Genomic DNA, 24273 nt, shown 5'->3' on the forward strand with positions numbered 1-24273 from the left:
CGATCATCGATGCAACCGTGGACGAATGCGCAGCAGTCCGCCCAGCAGTCTGCGAGCGCGGCACACGACGCGCACCGGTCAGCCATGCAGCATGGCAACGACGCCGCGCAGCGCGCCGCGGAACAGTTTCGCGCCGCGCATCAGATGGGCCAGACGTATCACCAGCGCCACCCGCGACCGACGAGGTCGGGGGGCTTCCTGGCCGGGGTCGTCAAGTTCGTGATCTTCCTGGTGTGGCTGGCGGTCGTAGCCGCCATGCTGCCGGCTGCGTGGGAACTGCTGCGTAACCGATAGTCGAGCCGGATCGTCAGGGGCAGGGGAGACGACGTTAGCGTCTGGCAGGGCCTACCGCTCATCCCGGTCGTCGGTGCTCCGGTACGCCGGTGGCTGGTGGCTGCGGTGCGGGGTCAATGCCCGGTCGCAGTTCGGCGAGCGCCTCCCGCGCTCTGGCCTGTGCGTGCCGGTCACCGGACTCGCTGCTGAGCACGAGTGCCAGGCGGTAGTGGGTGGCGGCCTCGGCCGGCCGTCCGGCCCGGCGGACCGCGTGACCGAGGTCGAGCAGCGCGCGGACCTGCGTCTCGTGTTCGCCGAGATCCTGGCAGAGGGCGACCGCGTTCACCAGATGGTCCACTGACTCTTCGTGCTGACCCAGCTCGCCGAGGACCACACCGAGCCCGCGTAGCGCGTCGGCCTGCCCCACCCGGTATCCGAGGTGCCGACCGAGCACCAGCGCTGCCTCGTAGCGGTGCCGTGCAACGGCCAGCTCACCGTCCTGCACGTCCAGGTCGGCCAGGTTGATGAGTGCGACCGCCTCGCCGGTCCGGTTGCCGACCTCACGGGCGATGCCCAGCGCCGTGACGTAGTGTTCCCGGGCCTGTGCCGGTCGGTCGAGCCGCTGCGCGACCAGACCGAGGTTGTTGTGGGTGCGGCCCTCACCGGTGCGGTCGCCGATGCGCCGGAAGATGTCCAGCGCACGCTCGTGCTGCGCGCGGGCGGCGGCGTACTCCCCGAGCTGGAACTTGGCGATTCCCAGGCCGTACGCGGCGGCGGCCTCCCCACCGTGGTCATCGTGCTCGCGGAAGTGCGCCAGGGCCTGCTCGATGCAGGTCACCGCCGTGCCGTAGCGCCCCAGCCGCCAGTACGCCAGACCCAGCTGGTGCAGCGTGATGCCCAGGCCGCTCCGGTCGTCGATCTCGCGTTGGATGGCCAGCGCCCGCTCACCGTGTGCGACCGCATCCCGGTAGTTGCCGAGCCGGCGGTGCACGGTGCACAGACGGGCGTAGGCCCGCCCCTCGGCCCGCGGATCGGCGTCGACGTGGGCGGCGGCCCGGGCCAACTCGTGCAGCACCACGGCGTCGTGGTAGTGAGCGCGGGCGTCCAGGTACGGCGCGAGGGCCGCCGACAGCGCGCAGCTGAACCGACCGCCTCCGTCAGTTGCGGTGCGGGCCAGTGCCAGCAGGTTGGTCCGCTCGACGTCCAGCCAGGTCAGGGCCGCGGCGGCGGTCTCGAACCCGATCGGTGGGGTGGGCGCATCGGTGTGCTCGTCCGGTGGCGCCGTGCCGGGAAACGCCGTGCGCATGGCTGCCCACGTCGTGGCCAGGTAGTAGCTGCGCAGTCGGTCCGATGCTGCTCTGCGGACGCCGTCGTCCAGTTGGCTGGCCCGCTCGGCGGCGTACGCGTGCAGCAGATCGTGCATGCCGTAGCGGTCACCGCCGGGCTGGTCGAGCAGGTGGGCGCGCAGCAGCGCGTCGATCAGGCTTCGGGCGGTGACGGGGTCGACGTCGGTGAGCGCCTCGACCGCGCGGCGGTCCAGACCGGCACCCGGATGCAGGCCGAGCAGGGTGAAGGCGTGCGCGGCGGGCTTGCTCAGGTGGCGCAGCGACCAGGAGAAGACGGCGCGTACGGCGGTGTGGTCGTCATCCCCGGCGGCGAGCAGGTCGAGCCGTCGGGGTTCGTCGTCGAGCTCCTGGGCGAGCTCGGTGAGAGAGGTCCAGGGCCGGGCCACGGCCAGCTCGGCCGCGATCCGGAGGGCCAACGGTAGCCGGGCGCACCGGCTGGCAAGGGTTTCGGCTGCCGCCGGCTCTGTGGTCACCCGATCGCCGATCAGCGTGCCCAGCAACGCGTGTGCCTCGCCGGGTGCGAGCAGGTCGAGGTTGATGCGCGTGGCGCCGTGCCGGGCGACCAGGGCCGGCATGGTGTCGCGGCTGGTCACCACGACGACGCAGGACGGTGCGCCGGGTAGCAGGTCACGGACCTGTTCCACCGAGTGGGCGTTGTCCAGCAGGACGATCATCCGCCGGCCGGCCAGCAGCGTGCGGTAACGGGCGGCCCGTTCGGGCAGCCCGTGGGGGATGTCCGGGCCGGCCACTCCCAGCACGCGCAGAAAGGACTCCAGTGCCTCCGTGGCCCGTACCGGCTGCTCGGGATCGTAGCCGCGCAGGTTGACGTACAGCTGACCGTCGGGGAGGTGGTCGGCGACCCGATGTGCCCAGTGCACCCCGAGCGCGGTCTTGCCGACCCCTGCGGTGCCACAGATGGCGACCAGGGTGAGGGCCGGTGCGGCACCGGTCCGGGCGAGTAGGACGTCCAGCTCTGCCAGTTGCCTGTCACGGCCGGTGAAGGCGACCACGTCGGCCGGGAGTTCGCGGGGTGGCACGGGTGGGGGAGCCGGCTGCGGCGGGCGCGGTGGGGGCGCGGCGGTGGGTGGCGGCAGGCCCGTCTCGGGACTGTCTGATGGTCGACTCGCGGCCAGCCAGAGGCGGTGAAATTCGCCGGTGTCGCCGCCGAGGGTTTCCACGACCAGCTCCAGCAGACCCCAGCGCGGTGTCCGCGGTTCCGAGAAGGCGGCGGAGATGGTGGTGTGGCTGCAACCGACCTCTCTGGCCATCTCGCGCAGGCTGGGCCACCCTGCGCGGTGATGCAGCTCGTGCAGGTGGTCGAAGAGGATCCGGACGGGGCCGTCGGGCAGATCCGGTCGGGGCAGCTCCGCCAATGCCTACCTCCGGCCAGGAGCTCGCTTTGACTCATAGGTTCCTCAGCACCGGACGCGGTGTAAAGCGGCTGTCCGGTTGGTCGACGCTGTCCAACTTCGTCAACCTGCTGTCCAGGGCGCAGACACTTGCCGTACTCACGGTGAGAGGAGAGCCCGATGTATGGCCAGGAGAACGACATCGAGCCGGTTCTCGACGTTCTGCCCGACTCGGTGGTGGCGACCATGGAGGTACGCGACCGGTGGTTCGCCGCGGCGGCGGCAGCACCCGAGGGGCGTGCCTATTTTCTCGGCGATCTGGTGCGCTGGCCGGTGGGTGAGCGCATCCGGGTGGCCTTCCTCGGCGGCGACACTGCGCTGCACCGTGACATCGAGATCGCGACCCGTCAGATCACCGACGCCTGCAACATCAGCTTCGACTTCGGGTTCGACCCGGAGACCGGCCGATACCGCAGCTGGTCCAGATCGGATGCCGATTACCGGGCGGACATCCGGGTCTCCTTCGACCAACGCGGATTCAACTCGCTGCTGGGCCGAGATGCGATCACCGCCACCATCGGCATGCCCGGCGAACCGATGGGTGGTCGCCCCCACCAGGGCTCACTGAACCTGGGCGGTTTCCCGGTGCAGCGCCCCGCCAACTGGATGGGGGTGGTCCGGCACGAGTTCCTGCACGCGGTCGCCTTCCGGCACGAGCACCAGCATCCCCTCAGTGGCTGCGAGCTGCAGTTCCGCTGGGAGGACGATCCGGGCTACCTGCCGACCACCGACCAGTCGGGCCGCTACCTCCCGGACTCCGAGGGGCGGTATCCGGGTGTCTACACGATGCTGGCCGGCTACCCGAACCGCTGGCCACGCGATCGGGTCGACCACAACCTGCGCCCCCGACCCGCCGAAGGCACCCTGATCGGCACGTTCGACCAGGCATCGATCATGCTCTACCGGTTTCCGGCGGTCTACTACCGCACGAACCCGAACCCCTGCGCCGCCACCGGCAACGGCATCGACCTGTCGGACGGGGACGTCGAGGCACTGCGCCGCGCGTACCCCTTCGATGCCGGTGCGGCCGGCGTGCAGAACGAGCGTCGTACCGGCGTGGTGGAGGTCCTCTCCGCGGTCAAGGAGCTACCCGACGAGCTGCGCTCGGCGCTCGGCAACCTCGCCCGCCGCCCCGGTGCCTGATCGCCGACATCCGAGGCTGTCAGGGCAGAATCGCGTCGACGTAACCGCCGTCGACCCGCACAGCGGCACCCGTGGTCGCCGACGCCAGTGGGGAGGCCAGGTAGACCACCATGTTCGCGATCTCCGCCGGCTCGATGAAGCGCTGTAGCAGCGACTGTGGACGATGCTGGCGTTGACCAGGATGTCGACCCGGGCAGCGTGTCGAGTACCGCGACGAAATCACGTCGGTGGCAGTGGATGCGCCGCAGGCGCACGCTGGAACTGATCGGTCAGCGCAGGAACGCTGTCAGCGTCTGTCGAAACCACTGCGGATCGTCGTGCCAGGGCTGGTGTCCGCCGGCCGGCAGCACGGCCACCTCAGCCTGTGGAAACAGGCCGGCGTACGCGGCCGCGCAGCTCGGGGGGAGTGCGACGTCGTATTCGCCGGCGACGAGCAGCACCGGTGCCCGGAGGCGGGCGAGGTCCGCTCTGGTGGCATGCGGGTCGAGGGCCCCGGCCGAGTAGTAGATGCCGGCCGCCTCCGCGTTCTTCTGACCCGCCTCTCGGTCGAGCCGAGCCCGGAGGTCGGCATCCCATCGTCCGTGCATGAAGGGCTCGATCGCCTGCCAGTCGGCCGCAGTGGCATCGCCCGACCAGATCCGCTCGAAGGCGGCGAAGGCGGCAGGGAACCAGGGTTCCCCGTGGCGCAGTTCCGCGACCCGACGGCGGTCGGCGTCGGTGACCTCCAGGTCGACCACGCGCGGGCTGGGGGTGACAAGCACGAGACGGCCGACCCGGTCGGGGTGGCGGGCGGCGTACCGCACGGCGAGAGCGCCGCCGGCCGAGTGCCCCAACAGGTCGATCCGCTCCTGGCCGAGATGTGCGCGGAGCGCTTCGACGTCCTCGACGAGTCGGTCGAGGCGATAGGTCGCCGGGTCCGCCGGGATGGCCGAATCACCGGTCCCGCGCAGGTCGAGGCGTACGAGCAGGCGATGGGCCGGCATCCCGCCCAGGTCGCCGAGGTAGGCCGAGGACTGCATCGGGCCGCCGGGAAGGCAGATCAGCGGGACACCGTCGCCAACCTGGTGGTAGGCGAGCCGGGTGCCGTCAGCGCCGTCGAAGAAGAGCATGCAGGGACCGTACGTGCCGAAAGCCTTTGTCAGGGGGCAGCGGACGGCGCTTGACCCTGACGCAGCGTCAACCCTCCATGCTGCCGGTCATGAGCATTCCACAAACAGCCGGTCAGGCCGAAGCGCCGGCGATCCGGGTACGAAATCTGGAGAAGTCGTTCAAGCAGTTGCCGGTGCTGCGCGGCGTGCATCTCGACGTGGCGCGGGGCAGCATCCTCGCCCTGCTCGGCTCGAACGGGGCAGGTAAGACCACCCTGGTGAAGATCCTGGCCACGCTGCTGCGGGCCGACGCGGGGACCGCCCGGGTCAACGGCTTCGACGTCGCCGGGCAGGCCGGCCAGGTACGCGAGTCGATCAGTCTCACGGGGCAGTTCGCGGCCGTCGACGAGATCCTCACCGGGCGGGAGAACCTGGTTCTGGTCGCCCGACTCCGGCATCTCGCGGATCCGGGCGCGATCGCCGACGACCTGCTGCGGCGCTTCTCGCTGACCGAGGCGGCCAACCGGCGGGTGGCGACGTACTCCGGTGGCATGCGCCGCCGCCTGGACATCGCGATGAGTCTCATCGGCAGCCCGCCGGTGATCTTCCTCGACGAGCCGACCACCGGGCTGGACCCGCAGGCGCGCATCGAGGTGTGGCAGGCCGTCAGGGAACTCGCCGGAGGCGGTACGACAGTGCTGCTCACCACCCAGCATCTCGACGAGGCGGAGCAACTCGCCGACCGGATCGCGATCCTCCACCAGGGTCGGATCATCGTCGACGGGACCCCCGACGAGCTCAAGCGGCTGCTCCCCGCACCCGAGGTCGAGTACGTCGAGAAGCAGCCGAGCCTGGAAGACGTCTTCCTCGCCCTCGTCGGCACCGAAACGGAGAAGGCAGACCGATGAACAAGCATCTTCTCGGCGACACCGCGGTCCTGCTGGGCCGTTCACTGCGCCACATCGCCCGCAGCCCGGACACCATCATCACCACCGCGATCATGCCGATCGCCTTCCTGCTGCTGTTCGTCTACGTCTTCGGCGGCGCGATCGAGACCGGGTCCGGGTCGTACGTGAACTACCTGCTGCCCGGCATCCTGGTCATCACGATCGCCTCCGGCATCTCCTACACCGCCTTTCGGCTCTTCCTGGACATGCAGGGCGGCATCGTCGAACGGTTCCAGTCCATGCCGATCGCCCGCTCCTCCGTACTGTGGGCGCACGTCCTGACCTCGCTGGTCGCCAATCTGATCTCGCTGGCGGTGGTCGTCGGCGTCGCCCTGGTGGTGGGCTTCCGCACCGGGGCGGGGGTGCTGGGATGGCTCGCGGTCGCCGGCATCCTGGTGCTGCTCACCCTGGCGTTGACCTGGCTCGCCGTGCTTCCCGGCCTCACCGCGAAGTCCGTGGACGGCGCGAGCGGATTCGCGTACCCACTGGTGTTCCTGCCCTTCGTCAGCTCGGCCTTCGTGCCCACCGAGTCGATGCCCGGCCCGGTCCGCGCCTTCGCCGAGCATCAGCCGGTGACCGCGATCGTCGACGCGATCCGGGACCTGTTCGCCGGGCAGCCGGTCGGTGCCGACATCTGGATCGCTCTCGCCTGGTGTGTCGGCATCCTCGTCGTCGCCTACGTCCTCGCGGTCGTCACCTACCGTCGCCGGGTCGCCTGAGTCGGCGGCGACAGGGGGCAGGATCAGAGCATGCTGACGATCGGTCAACTGGCGGCGTACGCCGGTGTCACCGTGCGCGCGGTGCGGCACTATCACCAGGTCGGGCTGCTGCCCGAGCCGGACCGGGACGCCTCCGGTTACCGGCGCTACAGCGCCAGAGCGGTCGTGTCCCTCGTGAAGATCCGTACGCTGGCAAACGCCGGTGTGCCGCTGGCCCGCATCGGTGAGTTGCTCGACGCCGACCCGTCGGCCTTCGCCGACGCGGTCCGGACCATCGACGAGCGGCTGCGCGACCAGATCGCGCGGCTGGAGGCCAGCCGCAGACAGATCGCGCAACTGGTCGGTGGGGACCGGCTGACGCTCCCGCCTGAGGTCACCGCCTACCTTGATCGGCTCCGTGAGATCGGGGTGTCGGAGCGGGTGGTGGAGGGTGAACGGGACGGCTGGATCCTGGTCGCCGCCCGCTGGCCCGAGCGGATAGCCGAGTTCATGCCCGGCAAGCTCGCGCAGCTCGACGATCCGCAGGTCGTCCGGCTCTACCGGGTGCTGTCGGAGATCTTCGACGACGAGCCGGGTGCCACCGACGACCCACGACTGGCGGAAGTCGCCGACATCATGGTGGGCCTGGCCGAGCAGGCGTACCGCGCCGGCGAGATCCTCCGCGACGAGGCGTCCGACGAGTTGCCACAGGACCTCGTCGACGTGCTCGCCGTGGAGTCCGATCCGAGGGTGCAGCGGCTACGGGACCTGCTGCGCGAGCGCGGCTGGGCCGGGTGGAACCGGATGGAGCCGCTGGCAGGGCGCTGACCTCAGGTGTCGCAGGCAACGCCGATGCCGAGGCGTACCTGTGACGTCCGCCCCTGCGAGCGGATCGTCAGTGGCAGGCAGGTCGGCTGCGCGACCCACGTGCCGCCGACGAAGGCCAGCCACCGGGCCTGGTCGTCGTCGGGGACACAGGCCTGCACCTGAACGCTCACCGCTAGTACCGCCGGGCGGCCCCAGCCGACCCGGGCCCGGTCTTCCCAGCCGGGCCCGACCCGCAGGTCGACCACGGCACCGACGCGTACGACAAGTCCCCATTTGGCGAACAGCCGGGCCGCCGGATCCGGTTTCTCCGACTCCTGGGCTTCGATCACCTCCCGGTCCGGCACCGCGACGTCCGCACCCACGATGCGGTAACCATCAGGTGGTTCCCGCAGCGCCTCAACAGCGGCGGAACACGACACCACCGCGTCGCCGGCCTGGCCCGACCCGGTGGTGTCGGGGTCGGCCAGGGACGTGGCAGGCACCGGCGGACGCGGTTCTTCCTGGCCGGCATCATCGGCCGAACAGGCGGCCGAGGTGACGAGCAGGCAGCCGGCGAGCGACCACGACAGGATTCGGCTGGTCCGCACCCGTGTCACCTCCATCAGCGGCGGGTCTTCGGCAGGTCGAACTGGTCGGCGCGGCGGCAGTCACGCTGGTTGCCGATCGCCTCGGGCCCCAGCCGGTCGAGCACCTCCCGGGCCCGGTCCCGGCCCCGGTTCCAGGCGTACCACGGGTCCGGTTCGGCCAGGTCGTCGGCGATCCAGCTGAGCGTGCAGCGGCGTACCGGATCGGGCAGGGCGGCCAGGGCGGGCGTGGCGTCGGCGGAGAGGGCGCGCAGGTACCAGGCGTCGATGCGGCCGGTCTCCTGGTACCGGGCGACGTTGCGCCGGGCCGCGTAGTCCTCGGGGTTGAGCACCGCCAGGCCGAGCAGCAGCACCACCGCGAGCGCCGTGGCCAGCCGGGGGATCCAACCGCCGCGCCAACGTACGCCGGCCACCAGGATCATCAGGAAGACCGCGCCGAGCAGCAGCTCGAAGGCCATCACGAAGATCCGTTCGCCGGTGAAGCTGTAGACCTTCTGGTACGTGTACATCCGCGACAGCGCGGACACCACGATGACCACGGTCAGGGCGCTGAGCAGGCCGAGCAGGACCCGCAGCAGCACCCGGTCGAGGTGCCGGTCCCGGCGGGCGAAACGGGTCACCCCGCCGAGCACCGCCAGGGTCAGCACGGTCACCACGACCAGCTGCCAGAAGCCGCTGCGGGCGTACTCGGCGTAGCTCAGGCCGGTGGTCCGCAGCACGTGCCGCTGCCCGCCGAAGAGCACGGTGAACTGCACCGCCACGAAGCCGCCGAACAGGGCGGTCAGCGCGGCGATCGGTGGTGCCCATTCCAGCAGGCCGACGCGCCGCTCGGTGGGCCGGTCCACTCCGGACAGGTCCGGCGGCGCGGCGAGCGTGTAGACGGCGGCCACCGCGATCAGGCCGCCCACGGCCGCCAGGAACAGCCACCGGAACACGCCACTGACACTGATCTCGGGCAGCAGCGCGCCGAGGACCTGCGAGAACGCGGCGTCGGCGGAGGAGAGCAGGGGGCCGAACACCACGAGGACGACAACGGTGGCGACCACCGAACCGACCACCCGGCGTACGCTGCCGGGGCTGCCGGGCGCGCGCAGGTGCCGGCGTACCCAGGGCAGCCCGCGCAGCCCGGCGATCGGTGCGGCCACCAGGCTGAACAGGATCGACCGCACCCGTTGCCCACCGACGATGGCCAGGGCGGCGCAGCCCAGTGCGCCCAGCACGCAGAAGGTCACCAGCCACCAGGCGTTGCGGAAGGCCAGCACGGCGAGCAGCGCCAGAGCGGCACCGGCCCAACCGGCCCGGACCCACCGTTCGGTACGGGCAAGCTCGGCGGTGTGTTGCCGTACCGCCACGACGACCGCGACGGTGAGCACCAGCCAACCGAGGAACCAGCCGATGCCGGTGCGCCCCAACGGCACGAAGGCCGCCACCCCCAGCGCGCCGACCAGCACGGCCAGTGGGGTGGCCAGGTGACCGGTCGTGGTCGGGCCGGGCCAGACCCGCTGGAAGAAGGTCGGTGGCGGTGGGGTCCGTCGGAAGGCGTACCCGGGGCCGGGCGGCGGATACGAGACCGGAAGCCCACCCGACGTCACCGCCACCGGCCGCCCGCCGCCCGCCGGCCGGCTGGATGGGGACTGGCCGGTGGTGGTGGCGGCCGAGGCTGTCGCGGCTGGCGCAGTGTCCGGCGGTGCTTCAGCAGCCGATGCTGCCGTGGACGGTGTGGTGGTGGCCGGTGACGCGCTGGTCGGCGCGGGCGACGCGGTGGGCGTCGGCCCGGCGTCGGCCGGCGTGGTCGTGCTCGGCGTCGTGGGCACCGGGGCGGTCGTGGTCGGAGTCGTGGGCACCGGGGTGGTCGTGGTCGGTGTCCGCTGGGCGGGCATCGCCGCCGCGGTGACGGCGGGTGGCGCGGCGGCGGTCGTGGCCTCGGCTTCCTGCACCAGCGGTAGGAAGATCGCGTAGCCCCGGGTGCCGGCCGGCACCTGCACCGGGATCGCCCAGGCGGGTTGGTCGGTCGGACCGGGCCACACGATGGACGGCAGCCCCTCGACCGACGGTACGACAAGCAGCCGGGGTGCCGTCCCGGCGGGATCCGCCGGGACGGCGACGGTCGGGGCAGGGGCCTCGCGGGATTCCCCGACGGCATCCGGGGACGGCTCGACCGGTGGCGGCTCGGACACCGCACCTCCTTGGACGACGATTGCCGTCACTCTAGGCGCGGACGCGCATTCTCGACGCCCCGTGTCGCCGAGCAGGCGCCGCGCCGCAAACCAGCCGGACGCGCCACCACGCCGGAGGACTCCGCCCCTAGCTACGGCCCCGGTCGTCGAGGGTGAGGGGAGCACGCCCGCGCACCACGTACCGGATGTGGGTGATCTGCGGTGCCGACACGACGCGGGCCGGGGTCAGCTCGATGGCCTCGAACTCGTCCACGTCCAGGTCGGCGTCGAACAGCCGCATCCCGGTGCCCAGCACCACCGGCGCGATGTGCAGTTCGAACTCATCGAGCAGACCGGCCCGCAGGACCTGCCGGAACAGGCTGCCGCCCCCGGAAACCGCCACGTCCCTGCCACCGGCGGCGGCCCGGGCCTGCTCCACCGCACTGGCCACGCCGTCGGTGACGTACGTGAAACTGGTGCCGCCCTTGCGCACCACCGTCGGGCGCGGCCGGTGGGTGACCACGAAGACCGGTGCCCGGAACGGCGGCTCGTCGCCCCACGGCACCTCACCGCCGTCGGCCATCCGGCGACCCATCACGTACGCGCCGGCCGCCTCGAACGACTCGGCGAGGATGTCGGAGTTGACGTCCTGCGCGCCACCGGCGAAGCCCTGCCGTTCCCGCCAGGACATCACCTCGGTGGCCCAGCGTGTCACCCGGAAGAAGCCGTGGCTCTCCGCCGAATGCAGCCAGTCACCGTCGCCGTCGTGCCGGGGGCCGGCGTAGAAGCCGTCAAGCGACACCGACATCTGCGCGGTCACCTTGGTCATTGTGTTCCTCTCGGTCTCGCGGCACCCGCCCTGGGTGCCGCTCGCCGATGGATCGGAGCGGAGCCGACGCCAACTACCGCCCATGGCTGTGATCTGAATCACCGGCAGGTTGCGGGTGAGTCGATTCAGCGCCTCGTTGCGACGCCGTTGTCTGCCTGGAGACAGAGACGTTCGCGCCGCCGGATGGACCGTCATCATTCGGTGGCACATCCACTGCTCGTGACTCTCAAGACGGAGGAACCGATGAGGACGCTGTCCCTACGACGGTCGGCCGCCACACTGGCCACCGCACTTGTCGCCACGCTCGCTGTTGCGCTGCTGCCCGCCACGGCGGCGCTCGCACTGCCCTCAGGTGCCGGCTGGTCGGCCTCGTGGAGCTACTACCAACCGAACGCCTACCAGTACTCCGGCACACTGCCCGGGGTGCGCCTGACCGGCTACGCCACCGACAACGCCGGCACCTCGGCCACGCTCGGCACCATCGAGGACACCGCGGCGGACGGACGCTGCGCCCGGGTGATGCTCTACGCGTACGGTGTCGGCTACATCGCCGACCGCACCACCTGCGGTAACGGCAGCTACCTGACATACAACACGGTCAGCTACGACCAGGGGTTGTTGGTGATCGTCTACCGGATGATCGACGGAACGAACACCAACGACAAGGGTTTCTACCTGTTCATCCCCGGCTCGGCCACCGATTCGGAGCTGCGCACCGTCGGCACCGGGGCCAGCTGGTCGTACTACACCTCCACGGCGTACCAGTACACGGTCACCCGACCCGGCGTCCGCCTCATCGGATACGGCGTCCACCAGGCGGGGGATCTGCGTTCCTCGCTGAACACGGTGGAGAAGACCGCCGTCGCCAAGGGGGCGTGCGCCAGCGGGAAGGTCACCGGCGGGACGACCGTCAGCGGCAGCACCTGCCTCAACGGCGGCACGACCTCCTTCCACCGCAACGACCACAGCTACAACCTGGAGGCGTCCGCCTGCTACAAGACTCTCCTCGGGACCCAGCGCTGCCTGGCGGTGAACATCCCCGAGCCCTGGTGACCCCTGCACTGCCACCGGAGTCACGTGTCGGCGGCAGCCCGGCGGAGCAGGTGCCGGCGTTCGGGGTCGCTGCCGGCGAGCTCCGCCGCCCGCCGCCAGGCCGTTGCCGCGGCGGCCCGGTCGCCGGCCAGCTCCAGCAGGTGCGCGCGGACGGCGTGCAGCCGGTGGTGCCCGGCGAGGATGCCCGATTCCAGGTGCGCCAACAGGGCCAGCCCAGCGGCCGGCCCGTGCACCATGCCCACCGCCACGGCCCGGTTCAGGGTCGCCACCGGGTTGGGTGCCAGGCGTTCCAGCAGCTCGTACAGGGCCAGCACCTGCGGCCAGTCGGTCTCCTCAGTGGTCGACGCCTCGGCGTGCACGGCGGCGATCGCGGCCTGGATCTGGTACGGCCCCGGGGTCGAGGTGGTCAGGGCCTGCTCCACCAGCGCGCTGCCCTCGGCGATGGCCGCACGGTCCCATCGGCGACGGTCCTGCTCGGTCAGCGGCACCAACTCGCCGTCCGGTCCGACCCGCGCGGCGGACCGTGCCTCGGTCAGCATCATCAGCGCGAGCAGGCCGGTGGTCTCCCCGTCGTCGGGCAGCCGGTCGTGCAGTCGGCGGGTCAGCCACAGCGCCCGCCGGGTCAGGTCGGGCCGGTGCAGCCGCGGGCCGCTGCTGGCGCTGTAACCCTCGTTGAAGATCAGGTACAGCACCTGGCGGACCGCGGCCAGCCGGGCAGCCTGCTCCGCCTCCGGCGGCAACTCGAACCGGGCGCCCACCTCGCGCAGCCGCTGCTTGGCCCGGAAGATCCGCTGGCTCATGGTCTTCTCCGACACCAGGAACGCCGCCGCGATCTCCGCCGTGGTCAACCCACCCACGGCCCGCAGGGTCAGGGCCACCTGCGCGCTCGTCGACAACGCCGGATGACAGCAGAGCAGGAAGAGTTCCAGCAGGTCGTCGCGGGGCACATCGGCGTCCGACGGCGGCCCGACAAGCGCGTCACGCCCGGTGGTGTCGAGCACCGTACGCTCGCGGCGGGCCCGGGCGACCTCGGACCGTACGTGGTCGACGTAGCGGCGGGCAGCCACGGTGTGCAACCAGGCCGCCGGATGCTCCGGTACGCCGTCGCGCGGCCACGTTTCGACAGCGGCGACGATCGCCTCCTGCACGGCGTCCTCGGCTGCGCTGAAGTCGCCGTAGCGGCGGACCAGCACACCGAGCACCTGGGGGGAGAGCCGGCGCAGCAGTTCGGCAGCGGCCTCGTCGAGGCTCAGTGGTCGGCCCCGTCGCGGATCATCAACGGCCACATCTCGATGCCGCCACCGACGCCGGGAGCGAACCGCAACCCCGGGTACGACCGGGCGATCTCCACAGCCCTCTGCTCACTGTCCACGTCGACCACGAAGTACGAGCCGACGTACTCCTTCGCCTCCAGGTACGGCCCGTCGGTGACCACCGGGGTGTCGCCGGCCATCCGCACCGAGCGGGCCGGGGCGTCCAGCCCCTGCACGTCCACCAGTTCACCGCGGGCGCGCAGTTCCTCGTTGAAGGCGTCCACCTCGCCGATCAGCGTGGCCAGGTCGCCGGCGGGCAGGCTGCCCCAGATCTGCTCGTTGCCGTAGATCAGCATCAGGTACTTCATGTGGAACCCTCCGTTGCGGTGTCCGCAAGGTGACAGGACGCCCGGGCCTGCCCCGATGCACTGTTGTAGCAGGTCAAGAGGCTGCGGATGGCGGGCCACATCCGACTCTGCCCGAGCCAGGAAGGAACTGCCATGGCCGCTCCCACCGTGACCGCCTCTCTCAACGCGACAAGCTACGCCCCCGGTGCCCAGATGCTGCTCACCGTCACCTACGGCGATCCCGACACCAAGACCGTCACCGTCACCGTCGTGGTCACCGACGCCCAGGGCAACAGCAGCGCGCCGGCCAAGGTCAACGCCGTCATCGACCCGCTCACCGTCACCGTCACCGACGACTCGAAACGTACCTGGACCCGGGTGTCGGACAACGGCACCGTGGCCGTGTACCGGGCGGTGGCCTGATGCCCCGGGTCACCGTCACGGTGCGTGACTCGTCCGGGCAGACCGCCACCGCCGCCGCCAACTACAGCCTCACTCCGCCGGTGCTCGGTGGCTACTACCTGTCCGGCAACGCCGACCCGACGACCGACATGTCGGGCGGCAACTTCCGCTCGCTGACCCAGTACCGCAGCTTCGCCGACAGCAACATCTTCCCCGGCTACAACCGGCCGTGGCTGGTCACCCTCGGCCGGTCCGGGGTGCAGATGAACATGGTGCTGGAACTCAAGCACTACGGGGCCGGTGACACCGGATCCCAGACCTTCACCGTGGACGGGGTGCGCTACACGGTGCCGGCCCCGGCGATGACCATCCAGCAGCGCCCGGGGACCGTGTGGCCGAAGGCGTACGGCTACGGTCAGGTGATCTCGGGCCAGTGCGACGGACTGTTCGCGCGGGCGCTGTCGCAGTACCGGACGCTGGGCTTCGGGGTGAACATCCAACTCGCCTCCGAACTCGACACCGACCACGAGTTCGGCACCACCGAGGCCGGTAAGGCGTACACCTGGGCGGAGTCGGACGCCCGGGCGGTGCAGGCGATGACGTACATCGTCAACTGGTTCCGGGTCAAGGCGCTACCAGCGGGAACAACCTTCTCGGTCGGCGTCGGTGGCTTCGACCGGGCCTCGTTCACGCGCACCCACCCGGAGTCGCTGATGTCGCGCCTGGACTACCTGCAGTGGAACGTGTACGCGACGAGCGCCTCGGACACCGCACTGGCCCGGTTCCGCCGCACCAAGGACTGGGCGGTGGCCGACCTCGGTCCGGTGGCGCTGTCCCGACCGGTGATCGTCGCCGAGTGGGGGGTCCGGGTCGCCGAGATCCCGGACCAGGCGGCCTGGATAGCCACGGTGCCGGCCGCGATCGCCCGGCTCAACGCGGAGCGCGGGCCGATTCTCGCCCGGACCAACTACTTCAACTCCGGCTGGGGCACGTTGAGCCCGAAGGCCGCCGGGTTGGCCGCGTTGCGGTCCGCGTACGCCCGCTCGCCGTACGCCTGAGCCGGCCGGTGGTGCCGGGTGCGTGCCCGGCGCCACCGGCCTTTCGCTGCCCGGCGGCTGGCCCCTTCGCTGCCCGGTGGCCGGAAGCCGACGACTGCCGTGCCTTGACATCGAGCCGTGTTGGTTGCATGGTTAGTTACATGAGTAATGAACCAGCCAACCGATGGAGCGCAGCGGGGCGGCGGGTGTGATGGACGACGGCCGGCCGATCTTCCTGCAGATCGCGGAGCTGCTGGAGAGCTCGATCCTGGACGGGACGCTGGCCGAGGAGAGCCAGGTGCCGTCGACGAACGAGCTGGCGGCCTTCCACCGCATCAATCCCGCGACCGCCGCCAAGGGCGTCAACAAGCTGGTCGACGACGGAACGCTCTACAAGAAGCGAGGAATCGGGATGTTCGTCTCCTCCGGCGCCCGCGCCAAGCTGCGCGCCCGCCGCCGTGACGAGTTCGCCCGGCAGTACGTGCAACCGCTGGTGGCCGAGGCACGCAAGCTCGGCATCGACCCGGCCGAACTCAAACACATGATCGACAATTGGGAGGAGACCCGATGAGCCCGGTGGTCACCGTCACCGACCTCACCAAACGGTACGGCGACGTCACCGCGCTGGACCGCGTCAGCTTCACGCTCGCGGAAAACCGGATCTACGGCCTGCTGGGGCGCAACGGCGCCGGCAAGACCACCCTGATGCAGCTGCTCACCGCGCAGATCTTCGCCACCAGCGGGGAGATCACCGTCTTCGGTGAGCACCCGTACGAGAACGAGCGGGTGCTCTCCCGGATCTCCTTCATCAAGGAGAGTCAGACCTACCCGTCGAACCTGCGCGTCAAGCACGCGCTACGGGCCGCCGCCCTGGTGTACCCGAACTGGGACGAGGAGTACGCCCAGCAGCTGGTCGAGGACCTCCGGCTGCCGCTCCAACGCAACGTCCGCAAGCTCTCCCGGGGCATGCTCTCCGCGCTCGGCATCGTCATCGGACTGGCCGCCCGGACCCCGCTGACCTTCTTCGACGAGCCGTACCTCGGCCTCGACGCGGTGGCCCGACAGATCTTCTACGACCGGCTGCTGGCCGACTTCACCGAACAGCCGCGCACCATCGTGCTCTCGACCCACCTGATCGACGAGGTCAGCGACCTGATCGAACACGTCCTGCTGATCGACCAGGGTCGCCTGCTGCTGGACAGCGAGACCGACGCGCTGCGCGGGCAGGTGGTCACCGCCTCCGGTCCGGTCGCGGCGGTGGACGAATTCGTCCGCAACGGCACCGAACTGCACCGGGTACGCCTCGGCGGAACGGCCCGGGCCACCGTGCGCGGTGACTTCGGCGCGGCCGAGCACGAGCGGGCCCGCGCACTGGGCGTGGACCTGGTCGCCTCGTCGCTCCAGGACATCGTCGTACGCCTGACCACGTCGTCAAACGGACCCGCAGCGGACGCCGGCAGCGCCGTCGCGGCCGACAAGGAGGCCGTCCGATGAACCGCACCCTGACCGTCGCCCGGATGCAGTTCGTCGCCTGGCGCAGTGTGGTCGGCTGGCCGTGGGCGATCCTGCTGCTCAGCTTCGCCATCAACCTGGCGTTGTTCAGCGCGATGGGGGAGAAGGACGACTTCGAGCCCACCACCGGCGGCCTGATGAGCATCTACGTGGTGATGTTCGTGGCCAGCATCAGCGCCATCACGATGGACTTCCCGTTCGCGATCGGGCTCGGTGTCTCCCGCCGCAGCTTCTACCTCGGCAACGTGCTGCACTTCGTCGGTCAGGCGATCGTCTACGCGGCGGTTCTCTACCTGCTGGCCGTGATCGAGCAGGCCACCGACGGCTGGGGCGTGAACCTGCGCTTCTTCGGCATCCCGTTCCTCCTGGTCGAGCATCCGGTCCTGCGGTACCTCGGCTTCGCGATCCCGTTCCTGCTGCTGGGCTTCGTCGGCATCGCCATCGCCGTGGTCTTCAAGCGCTGGGGGATGAACGGCATGCTCACCCTGTCGGCGGTGGCGCTGGTCGCCGTCGGTGGCTCCGCGGTGCTTGTCACCTGGCAGGGCTGGTGGTCGGCGATCGGTGGCTGGTTCGCCGACCAGCCCGGCGCCGCCCTGCTGGTCGGCTGGCCCGCCCTGCTGACCCTGCCGCTCGCCGTGGTCAGCTACCTGATCATCCGCCGCGCCACCCCCTGATGAAAGGAAGGGCACCTTGTTAACGCCTGCGGTAGAGCAAGGGCCCCCTTTTAACACCACGACCTTTAACACCACGACCGGCTGCGCCGCAGAGCGCGACGGCTCACCGTGAGGACAACGGGGGCGGCCCCTCCCGATCGGGTTCGGGAGGGGCCGCACGGTGGGTACGGTCAGCGCCAGGTGTCGGTCAGGGTCACCGAGCCGGACGCGGTGGCGGTGCGGTTCGCGCCCGACTCCCAGACCACCTGGCCGGAGTCGGTGCGCTTGACGTATTTGTAGGAAAAGGCGGTGCCCGCCGGCAGGCTCAGCTGCCCGGTCCACACCGGGTACGCCGTCGGCGAGAGTCGTACCCCCTTGGCCGGGTCCCAGCCGCCGAGGGCGGGCAGGTCACCGACGACGTAGACGTGCTGGCCGTACGTGGTGCTCGCGGTGGCCTGGAAGGAGACCGTGGCCTCGCCGGGCGGGTTGGTGGCCGGCTGGTTCCAGGTCACCGTGAAGGTCGTCCCGCCGGTGCCGGTGCGGTTGGGGTCGTTCTCCCACTGCACGCCGTTGCCGACCTTTACCAGCTTCCACTCGAAGGCGGTACCGGCCGGGACGTCGACCGCGCCGCTCCAGGTCGGGTAGCTGCCCGAGGTGGTGGACAGCTTCACCCCGTTGGCCGGGTTCCAGGAGCCGAGCTGCGGGATCGAACCGACCACGTACACCTCCTGGCCGGGGTTGGTGGTGACGGTGGCGGTGAAGCGGGTCGACCCGGCCGGCTGCGACGGGCTCGCCGTCGGCGTCGGGGAGGCGGTCGGGGAAGCGGTGGGCGTGACGGTCGGAGTGGCCGTCGGGGTCGGGCCGTCCAGGCGCGCCTCGACGTGCAGGGCCACCGCCTGGTCAGCCGGGATGGCGGCGCTGAAGCTGCCGCCCGAGACGGTCACCGCTCCGCCGGGGCAGGCCCCGGTCGACCGGTCGTACGCGCCCCGACCCACGTTGCAGTACCGGCCGTCCGGCAGTGAGGTGCTGAAGCTGCGGCTCCACGTGCTGCCGGTGGCGTTGAAGGCGGCGTACCCCCGGTTGCCCCGGGCGAACGCGAGCCGGCCGTTGCCGTCGGTGACCACCGAGGCGATGCCGGTGCCGGCGACCGCGTTGCGGAAGCCCGGCATGCCGGCCACCCCCGCGTCGCGGTGCTCGCAGATCCAGGCGCTGCTGGTGCAGTCCGTGGCCAGGGTGGTGCCGTTGGAGGCACTCGGCGGGCCCTGCCCGTGCACCGAGCCGAACGCGTAGCTCGACATCAGCTGGGGCCGGCCGTACGGGTGGGCCATCATGAACGTGTCCGCCAGGTAGTAGCGGGCACCGTTCTTGTAGGTGAGCGTCGGAGTCTCCCGCTGGGTGTCGTGGTTGTCGATGAACACCACCGCCTGCTGTCCGGTCAGGCCACCGTAGTGGGGCAGGTTGCCCAGCTGCGCGATGTTGCCGTCGCGGAAGGCCGACGAGACCGACCGCTGGTAGTCGAAGTTGGTCACCCCGCCGTACGGCGCGTACGCGGTGTAGGGGATCGTGCCGTCGCCGTACACCTCGTGGAACAGGTCCGGTCGGCCGCCGAAGCCGGGCACGTCACGCAGCCGGTTGATGATGTCGGCCAGGTGCGACTCCTGCACGTGCTTGGCCGCGTCCACCCGGAACCCGGCCACGCCCAGGTCGATCACCGCGTTCATGTACTTGGCGATCTTCCGCCGTACCTCGGGGTCGGCGGTGTTGAGGTCGGCCAGGTCGAGCAGCTCGCAGTCCTGGACCTCCTGCTTGTTGCCCCAGTTGTTGATCCTGCGGTAGCAGGGCCCGAAGTCGGCGTAGCCGTAGCTGTCGCCGGAACCGTCGTTGAACAGGTTCGGGTAGCTGTACTTGCCGTAGACCGTGCCGGCACTGCCCGGACCGGCACCTGCCGAGCCGGTGCCGCTCATGTGGTTGAGCACCATGTCCACGTAGATCTTCACGCCCTGCGCGCGGCAGCGCTCGACCATGTCGACGAACTGGGCCTTCGATCCGCGCCGGGTGGCGTCCAACCGGTACGACACCGGCTGGTAGTCCTGCCACCACGGGTAGGTGGCGCCCTCGGCGCTGGGCAGCACCACGTGTTCCTGCGGCGGTGAGACCTGAACCCCGCCCCAGCCGTTCGGGCCGAGGTTTGTCTCGCACTCCTCGGCGATGGAGTCCCACCGCCACTGGAACAGGTGAACGATGGCGTCGCCGTTGGCGCGTACCTCGGCTGCGCTGGCCGGGGCGGTGGTGGCGGCGACGACGGTGAGGCTGGCCGCGACAAGTGTCGCGGCCAGGGCCGCGGGTATCGCGGCGCGGGGACGGGGAACTCGCACGGGCCCTCCTCGGGGGACGGTCAGGCAGCGGTGGTGGTAGCCAACGTTTCCTGCAAGTTATGCAAGAAGTTGCGATGATGCGTGACCGTAACAGCGACATCGATGCTTGGGAACCTCTGATTCACACGTCGCCCGTATGAAGAACAAGCCCTTGCGGACGCCTGCAATCACTGCAAGGATTTGCGTCCACTTCGTTCGAAACAACCGGTGGCTCACACCGGCGGCACAAGTCGGGGCGGTACGGTCGTGAGCTTTCTATGCTCGACTCATGGAACTGCGGATCTTCACCGAACCCCAACAGGGCGCGACCTACGACGACCTGCTCGCCGTGGCCCGTCGCGCCGAGGAGACGGGCTTCGGCGCCTTCTTTCGCTCGGACCACTACCTGAAGATGGGGTCGGTAAGTGGCGACCCCGGCCCCACCGACGCCTGGACGACCCTGGCCGGACTGGCCCGTGACACCCGCTCCATCCGGCTCGGCACGCTGATGACCGCCGCGACGTTCCGGCTGCCCGGCCCGCTCGCCATCACCGTCGCGCAGGTCGACCAGATGAGCGGCGGACGGGTCGAGCTGGGCATCGGCACCGGCTGGTACGACGCCGAGCACAGCGCGTACGGGATTCCGTTCCCGGCGCTGGGGGAGCGGTTCGACCGGCTCGAAGAGCAACTCGCGATCATCACCGGGATGTGGCGGACCCCGGCGGGGCAGACGTTCGACTACACCGGCCGCCACTACCAGGTCAGCGACTCACCAGCGCTGCCGAAGCCGGTGCAGCGGCCGCACCCGCCGATCCTGCTCGGCGGCATGGGCGCGAAGCGTACGCCGCAACTGGCCGCCCGCTACGCCGACGAGTTCAACCTGCCGTTCGTCTCGATCGCCGACACCGTCACCCAGTTCGAGCGGGTCCGGGCGGCCTGCGAGCGCATCGACCGGGACCCGACCGAGCTGGTCTGGTCCAACGCGCTGGTGCTCTGCTGCGGCAAGGACGACGCCGAGGTGGCCCGCCGGGCCGCCGCGATCGGCCGGGAGCCCGACGAGCTGCGCGAGAACGGCGTGGCCGGCACCCCCGCCGAGGTCGTCGACAAGATCGGCCAGTACGCCGCCGTCGGCAGCCAGCGCATCTACCTGCAGGTGCTCGACCTGGGCGACCTGGACCACCTGGACCTGGTCGCCGGTGAGGTGATGCGCCAGCTCTGACGTCAGCGGACCGACGAGCGCACCACGGTGTCCAGCCGACCGTCCCGGTCACTGTCCAGGTAGGTGACGTCCGGGATCCCGTCACCGTCGAGGTCGAACTGCACCACGTCGGCCACCCCGTCGCCGTCGACGTCGGTGACCACCTGCACCGAGCCGTCCAGGTGCCGGCTGACGATCGACCGGCCGCCGCCCGCCTGCCGCGGCGGCGGCCCCGGGGTGGGCACCGGCGTCGGCGCCGGTCCAGGCGTCGGGTTCGGTTGCGGGCCGGGCTGGCTCGCCACATCCGAGGCGTACGCCCCGGCCGGGCCGCTGGCCGGCTCGACGCCGCTGCCGCCCGGATCGATCTCCTCCTCGGAGGGGTACACGTCGCCACGAGGGGCGGGATCACGGTAGCTGCTCATCGGCGTAGGGTTCCCCGACGGAGCCGGCGGTAACCGCCGCCGCGGAGAAGGGGGTCGCAGTGCCGACGCACCGTAACTGGGCAGGCAACATCCAGTACTCCGCCCGGGCGTACCACCGGCCGACAACTGTGGCGGAGCTGGCGACACTTGTGGCCGGCAGCGACCGGATCCGGGCGGTGGGCAGCGGACACTCCTTCAACCCGCTCGGCGACACCACAGGCGACCTGGTCACCCTGGCCGGACTGCCGGCGGACGTACGGCTGGACGAGGAACGCCGTACCGTCGACGTCCCGGCCGCCATGCGCTACGGCGACCTGGCGAGCTGGCTGCACGAGCGGGGGTACGGCCTGGCCAATCTCGCCTCCCTGCCGCACATCTCGGTGGCCGGCGCGATCGCGACCGGCACCCACGGCTCCGGCGAGCGCAACGGCAACCTGGCCACCGCCGTCGCCGGTCTGGAACTGGTCACCGCCACCGGCGAGCTGCGCACCGTGCACCGCGACAGCGACGACTTCGCCGCGATGGTGGTCTCCCTCGGGGCGCTGGGCATCGTCACCCGGGTCACCCTGGACGTGCTGCCGACCTTCGACCTGCGCCAGTACGTCCACCTCGACCTGCCCCGCCCGGCGCTGGACGAGGCGCTCGGGTCGGCGTACAGCGTCAGTGTCTTCACCGACTGGCGCTCGACGCGCGGCACCCAGGTCTGGCGCAAACAGCTCGCGGACGCGCCCGCGCCCCCGGCGGGCTGGCTCGGCACCACGGCGGCCGACCGGCCCTGCCATCCGGTGCCCGGCATGCCGACGGCCAACTGCACCGAACAGCTCGGCGTGCCCGGGCCGTGGCACGAGCGGCTGCCGCACTTCCGGCTCGGTTTCACCCCGAGCAGCGGCGACGAACTGCAATCCGAGTACCACCTGCCGCGCGCCGACGCGGCCGACGCGCTTGCCGCCCTCGACGAGGTGGCACACCTGATCGCCCCGGTGCTGCAGATCAGCGAACTGCGGACCATCGCCGCCGACGACCTCTGGCTCAGCCCGCAGTACCACCGCGACAGCCTCGCGATCCACTTCACCTGGATCGCCGACACGACACGGGTGCTGCCGGTGGTCGCCGAGGTGGAACGGGCGCTGGCCCCCTTCGCACCCCGGCCGCACTGGGGCAAGGTCTTCACCACCGCCCCCGAGGCGATCGCCGCCACCTACCCCCGCTGGTCCGACTTCACCACCCTGCTGCACCACCTGGACCCCACCGCCAAGTTCAACACCCCCGCCCTCAACCCCCTCTTCCCCCGCTGACCCCCCCCACCCACCCCGCCCCGCGTCCCGCCCGCCCCGCCCCGCGGTCCCGCCCGCCCCGCCCGCGGTCCCGCCCGCCCTGCCCCGCGTCGATCTTGCAGTTTTGGTCGCTGATACGCCCCTTTTCAGGGCATTTACGCCGACAGGAAGTGCAAGATCGACGGTGCTGTGGCGGTGCTGAGGGCGGGGGCGGGGGCGGGGCGAGGGTGGGGGTGTGGGTTAGTGGTCGGTGGTGACCTGGGTGCGGAGGTGGCCGCGTTGGACGGCGCGGCTGATGTCGCTGGGGGAGACGATGCCTACCAGGTTGCCGTTGGCTACTACCAGGGCTCGGCCGTCGGCGCATTCGCTGAGGCGGGGCAGCAGGTCGGTGAGCTGCTCGTCGGGGGAGGTGAGCACCAGGTCGTCGGCTCGGCAGGCCACCGCCTCCAGGGTGGTGCTGCTGCGCTGGTCGCTCGGCACGCCGCGCACCCGGTCGAGGGTGACCAGGCCGACGGGTCGTCCGTCCTCGGTCAGCGGCAGCGCCGTGTGCCGGTACGCGAACAGGTAGTTGTCGACGAAGTCGGCCACGGTCAGCTCACCCGAGGCGGTCTGCGGCTGGGGGGTCATCACCTCGCCGACCCGTACCCCGCGCAGTGCGCTGCCCATCCGGGCCTGCCGTTCCTCCATGCTGGCCGCGCCGATCAGGAACCAGCCGATCAGCGCCAACCAGAGCCCCCCGAAGCCGGCGCCGCTGAGGAACCGCCACAACCCCAGCCCGATCAGCACCACGCCGAGCACCCAACCCGCCCGGGCCGCCACCACCGACGCCCGGGTCCGGTCCCCGGTGGCCTTCCACACCGCCGCGCGCAGCAGCCGCCCGCCGTCCAGCGGCGCCGCCGGCAGGACGTTGAACAGGGCCAGCAGCAGGTTGATGCCGGCCAGCCAGGCCATCACGCCCAGCAGCAGCCCGTGCACCCCGGCCACCCCGAGGACCATCGCGATCACCCCGAAGAACGCCCCGATGATCAGGCTGACCAGCGGTCCGACGCCCGCGATGCGCAACTCCGCGCCCGGCGTACGGGCCTCGCCCCGCAGTTCGGCGACCCCACCGAAGAGCCACAGCGTGATCCCCTGTACGCCCAGCCCGTTGCGCTTGGCCACCACCGCGTGGGACACCTCGTGGGCGAGCAGACCCAGGAAGAAGACCACCGCCGCGGCCAGACCCGCGAAGACGTACGCGACGACCGGGCGACCCGGGTACGACGCCGGGAACAGGTTCGCCGACAACCCCCACCAGATCAGCGCGAAGATGACCAGGACACTCCAGTTCACGCCGACCGGTACGCCCGCGATCCGACCGAGCCCGAAACTCGCCCTCATGCCTGGGTGATACCCCCGGAGGCTAAACCCATGCCCGAGTCGAAAACGCCGGCTGAGCCGCAGCCAGGTAAAGTGCGATGGCTGAGC

Annotated in this window: 24 protein-coding genes; 13 read left to right on the forward strand and 11 right to left on the reverse strand. The window is 70.9% G+C overall.

Translation table 11 applies throughout. From position 1 onward, the window contains the following. Nucleotides 1-9: 9 nt before the first annotated feature. Nucleotides 10-294, forward strand: coding sequence for a hypothetical protein (locus Vgi01_RS00610; RefSeq protein ID WP_204289825.1), 285 nt, complete (start codon nt 10-12; stop codon nt 292-294). A 58-nt stretch (nt 295-352) separates the two neighbouring features. Here Vgi01_RS00610 and Vgi01_RS00615 read toward each other — a convergent pair whose 3' ends face one another. Next, complete coding sequence (locus tag Vgi01_RS00615; protein WP_204289826.1) at nt 353-2992, reverse strand: ATP-binding protein; 2640 nt, start codon at nt 2990-2992, stop codon at nt 353-355. Nucleotides 2993-3148: 156 nt separating this feature from the next. Here Vgi01_RS00615 and Vgi01_RS00620 point away from each other — a divergent pair, with 156 nt between their 5' ends. After that, complete coding sequence (locus Vgi01_RS00620) at nt 3149-4171, forward strand: zinc metalloprotease (protein WP_204289827.1); 1023 nt, start codon at nt 3149-3151, stop codon at nt 4169-4171. 19 nt (nt 4172-4190) lie between these two features. Here Vgi01_RS00620 and Vgi01_RS00625 read toward each other — a convergent pair whose 3' ends face one another. Continuing rightward, nucleotides 4191-4394 (reverse strand): SDR family oxidoreductase, encoded by a 204-nt coding sequence (locus tag Vgi01_RS00625; RefSeq protein WP_233196992.1) that lies wholly within the window; start codon nt 4392-4394, stop codon nt 4191-4193. 46 nt (nt 4395-4440) lie between these two features. Then, the gene (locus Vgi01_RS00630; protein WP_204289828.1) at nt 4441-5280 is read right to left on the reverse strand and encodes an alpha/beta fold hydrolase; all 840 of its coding nucleotides are present in this window, start codon (nt 5278-5280) and stop codon (nt 4441-4443) included. 89 nt (nt 5281-5369) lie between these two features. On the opposite strand from Vgi01_RS00630, the gene Vgi01_RS00635 reads away from it, so the two are divergent. Genes Vgi01_RS00635 through Vgi01_RS00645 form a run of 3 tightly spaced genes read left to right on the forward strand, consistent with a single transcriptional unit; the run spans nt 5370 to nt 7732 of the window. Then, nucleotides 5370-6167 carry an ABC transporter ATP-binding protein gene (locus Vgi01_RS00635; protein WP_204289829.1) on the forward strand — a complete coding sequence of 266 codons (798 nt, stop codon included), beginning with the start codon at nt 5370-5372 and terminating at the stop codon, nt 6165-6167. Then, nucleotides 6164-6925, forward strand: a complete 762-nt coding sequence (locus Vgi01_RS00640; protein WP_204289830.1) for an ABC transporter permease — start codon at nt 6164-6166, stop codon at nt 6923-6925. The genes Vgi01_RS00635 and Vgi01_RS00640 overlap by 4 nt, the downstream gene beginning before the upstream one ends. Nucleotides 6926-6955: 30 nt before the next feature. After that, complete coding sequence (locus Vgi01_RS00645) at nt 6956-7732, forward strand: MerR family transcriptional regulator (protein WP_102659990.1); 777 nt, start codon at nt 6956-6958, stop codon at nt 7730-7732. A 2-nt stretch (nt 7733-7734) separates the two neighbouring features. Here Vgi01_RS00645 and Vgi01_RS00650 read toward each other — a convergent pair whose 3' ends face one another. From Vgi01_RS00650 to Vgi01_RS00660, 3 genes are all read right to left on the reverse strand, one after another. Continuing rightward, nucleotides 7735-8319, reverse strand: coding sequence for a hypothetical protein (locus Vgi01_RS00650; protein WP_204289831.1), 585 nt, complete (start codon nt 8317-8319; stop codon nt 7735-7737). A 14-nt stretch (nt 8320-8333) separates the two neighbouring features. Next, on the reverse strand, nt 8334-10493 hold the full coding sequence (locus tag Vgi01_RS00655; RefSeq protein ID WP_204289832.1) for a DUF4153 domain-containing protein: 2160 nt from the start codon (nt 10491-10493) through the stop codon (nt 8334-8336). A gap of 127 nt (nt 10494-10620) precedes the next feature. Next, nucleotides 10621-11301 carry a dihydrofolate reductase family protein gene (locus Vgi01_RS00660; protein ID WP_204289833.1) on the reverse strand — a complete coding sequence of 227 codons (681 nt, stop codon included), beginning with the start codon at nt 11299-11301 and terminating at the stop codon, nt 10621-10623. A 243-nt stretch (nt 11302-11544) separates the two neighbouring features. Here Vgi01_RS00660 and Vgi01_RS00665 point away from each other — a divergent pair, with 243 nt between their 5' ends. Continuing rightward, nucleotides 11545-12354: a hypothetical protein gene (locus Vgi01_RS00665; protein WP_204289834.1), complete on the forward strand. Its 810-nt coding sequence runs from the start codon at nt 11545-11547 to the stop codon at nt 12352-12354. A gap of 20 nt (nt 12355-12374) precedes the next feature. Here the strand turns inward: Vgi01_RS00665 and Vgi01_RS00670 are convergent, their stop codons facing one another. Both Vgi01_RS00670 and Vgi01_RS00675 read right to left on the reverse strand, forming a co-directional pair. After that, nucleotides 12375-13640, reverse strand: coding sequence for an RNA polymerase sigma factor (locus Vgi01_RS00670; RefSeq protein ID WP_239088741.1), 1266 nt, complete (start codon nt 13638-13640; stop codon nt 12375-12377). Continuing rightward, nucleotides 13604-13975 carry a YciI family protein gene (locus Vgi01_RS00675; RefSeq protein WP_102659994.1) on the reverse strand — a complete coding sequence of 124 codons (372 nt, stop codon included), beginning with the start codon at nt 13973-13975 and terminating at the stop codon, nt 13604-13606. The genes Vgi01_RS00670 and Vgi01_RS00675 overlap by 37 nt, the downstream gene beginning before the upstream one ends. A 132-nt stretch (nt 13976-14107) precedes the next feature. Between Vgi01_RS00675 and Vgi01_RS00680 the strand changes: the two genes are divergently transcribed. The 5 genes from Vgi01_RS00680 to Vgi01_RS00700 all read left to right on the forward strand — a co-directional run bounded on the left by Vgi01_RS00680 (nt 14108) and on the right by Vgi01_RS00700 (nt 17579). Then, entirely contained in the window at nt 14108-14377 is a 270-nt protein-coding gene (locus Vgi01_RS00680) for a hypothetical protein (protein ID WP_102659995.1), read from the forward strand. Further along, entirely contained in the window at nt 14377-15414 is a 1038-nt protein-coding gene (locus Vgi01_RS00685; protein ID WP_102659996.1) for a hypothetical protein, read from the forward strand. Before Vgi01_RS00680 ends, Vgi01_RS00685 begins: the two co-directional genes overlap by 1 nt. Before the next feature lie 163 nt (nt 15415-15577). Beyond that, nucleotides 15578-15964: a GntR family transcriptional regulator gene (locus tag Vgi01_RS00690; RefSeq protein ID WP_204289835.1), complete on the forward strand. Its 387-nt coding sequence runs from the start codon at nt 15578-15580 to the stop codon at nt 15962-15964. Continuing rightward, a complete protein-coding gene (locus Vgi01_RS00695) occupies nt 15961-16887 on the forward strand; it encodes an ABC transporter ATP-binding protein (protein ID WP_102659998.1) in 927 nt (308 codons plus the stop codon). Before Vgi01_RS00690 ends, Vgi01_RS00695 begins: the two co-directional genes overlap by 4 nt. Beyond that, a complete protein-coding gene (locus Vgi01_RS00700) occupies nt 16884-17579 on the forward strand; it encodes an ABC transporter permease (RefSeq protein WP_204289836.1) in 696 nt (231 codons plus the stop codon). Before Vgi01_RS00695 ends, Vgi01_RS00700 begins: the two co-directional genes overlap by 4 nt. 170 nt (nt 17580-17749) lie before the next feature. On the opposite strand, the gene Vgi01_RS00705 is transcribed toward Vgi01_RS00700, so the two are convergent. Then, nucleotides 17750-19933, reverse strand: a complete 2184-nt coding sequence (locus tag Vgi01_RS00705) for a carbohydrate-binding module family 20 domain-containing protein (protein ID WP_204289837.1) — start codon at nt 19931-19933, stop codon at nt 17750-17752. A 268-nt stretch (nt 19934-20201) separates the two neighbouring features. Here Vgi01_RS00705 and Vgi01_RS00710 point away from each other — a divergent pair, with 268 nt between their 5' ends. Beyond that, nucleotides 20202-21131, forward strand: a complete 930-nt coding sequence (locus Vgi01_RS00710) for an LLM class F420-dependent oxidoreductase (protein ID WP_102660001.1) — start codon at nt 20202-20204, stop codon at nt 21129-21131. Nucleotides 21132-21133: 2 nt separating this feature from the next. Here the strand turns inward: Vgi01_RS00710 and Vgi01_RS00715 are convergent, their stop codons facing one another. After that, nucleotides 21134-21532: a hypothetical protein gene (locus Vgi01_RS00715; RefSeq protein WP_013735311.1), complete on the reverse strand. Its 399-nt coding sequence runs from the start codon at nt 21530-21532 to the stop codon at nt 21134-21136. A gap of 59 nt (nt 21533-21591) precedes the next feature. Between Vgi01_RS00715 and Vgi01_RS00720 the strand changes: the two genes are divergently transcribed. After that, on the forward strand, nt 21592-22827 hold the full coding sequence (locus Vgi01_RS00720) for a D-arabinono-1,4-lactone oxidase (protein WP_204289838.1): 1236 nt from the start codon (nt 21592-21594) through the stop codon (nt 22825-22827). Nucleotides 22828-23046: 219 nt separating this feature from the next. Here Vgi01_RS00720 and Vgi01_RS00725 read toward each other — a convergent pair whose 3' ends face one another. Continuing rightward, a complete protein-coding gene (locus Vgi01_RS00725) occupies nt 23047-24186 on the reverse strand; it encodes a site-2 protease family protein (protein WP_204289839.1) in 1140 nt (379 codons plus the stop codon). Nucleotides 24187-24273 lie beyond the last annotated feature (87 nt).

Origin of the sequence: Micromonospora gifhornensis, from assembly GCF_016863515.1 — a bacterium.
Lineage (GTDB): Bacteria > Actinomycetota > Actinomycetes > Mycobacteriales > Micromonosporaceae > Micromonospora > Micromonospora gifhornensis.